The organism is Oleiphilus sp. HI0086, from assembly GCF_001635225.1.
Genome location: NZ_LWFZ01001250.1, coordinates 1 through 1,009, shown reverse-complemented (window position 1 = coordinate 1,009; position 1,009 = coordinate 1). Strand labels below are relative to the sequence as shown.

The window sequence follows — 1,009 nt, the reverse complement described above, 5'->3', positions numbered from 1 at the left end:
TCGATAGAAAATTTTAACTCTTCTCGTGCAGTCCGGAGAATTAAGCCTGGGCTTGACGAAATATCAGCTGTTTCCTTACTCATCGACTAGCACCATTTAGCGTTATTTTTTTTCCAAGTAAACTCTTGGCAAGCTGGTTTTCTTCAGTATCGGGATACATTTGCTCGAGTAAGCCTGCCAAAGTAATCACTTGCTGAGAACTATCATAATAATTGGCAATCCTGATTCCCAGCCATAAACTCTGAGCTGAGTGTTGCATACCGCGCTCACGAATCAACCGTACGAGGCGATTATAATAATGCTGAGCTCTTTCAAAATCGTTGGACTGGATCAGCAGCTCCGTTACACCAGATAGCGCACGACCATTACTACGATCCAAGCGCAAAGTACTGGTATAAGCTTCAATTGCTTCAGCACTATTACCTAGTTTAAGTTGGCATAAAGCGATATTAGAGAATATTTGTGAACGGCCTTCATAACGCGTATCTTCAGATGCTAGTTTAAACTGTTCAAGCGCCGCCTCAATTCTGTCAACTGAATACAAAAACGCGCCGTAATAACTTCTTCCACGCGTATAGCTTGGGTCGGTTTCCAAACTCTGTTTAAAGTAATTCTCAGCAGCAACTGTCTCCCCTTCCTGGTGGTAAACCAAGCCCATAGCTGCGTTAGCTGGGGCATCCAGTGGTGATATCTCCAACGCTCTGTTCAGGTGCTTTCGAGCTCGATGCAGGTCATCCCGCTTAATGTACTCAAGACCAAGCGTCACATAACGCCCTACTGCGACAACCGGATCGGCCTTATCAGTTAGCGAACTATTGGTCGTCGTCACACAAGCTTGCAAGAGAAGGCAGAAGACTATCAGCCAGCCCTTCAATAAGAATCTGTATTGTTTATTCAAAAACAGCATGCGAATTTAATCTGCCTTTTTCTATTTTTTATACGAGCCGCTTTCATTGCGGTCTCTTTTTCTATAAAAATTAACCAAACCAATATATTTTATAGCTGTTTT

At 43.0% G+C, this 1,009-nt stretch carries 1 protein-coding gene; it reads right to left on the bottom strand.

Going from position 1 to position 1,009, the window contains the following annotated elements; translation table 11 throughout:
- Nucleotides 1-79: 79 nt before the first annotated feature.
- Nucleotides 80-907: a type IV pilus biogenesis/stability protein PilW gene (gene pilW / locus A3756_RS21690; protein ID WP_068554620.1), complete on the bottom strand. Its 828-nt coding sequence runs from the start codon at nucleotides 905-907 to the stop codon at nucleotides 80-82.
- Between the last annotated feature and the right edge of the window lie 102 nt (nucleotides 908-1,009).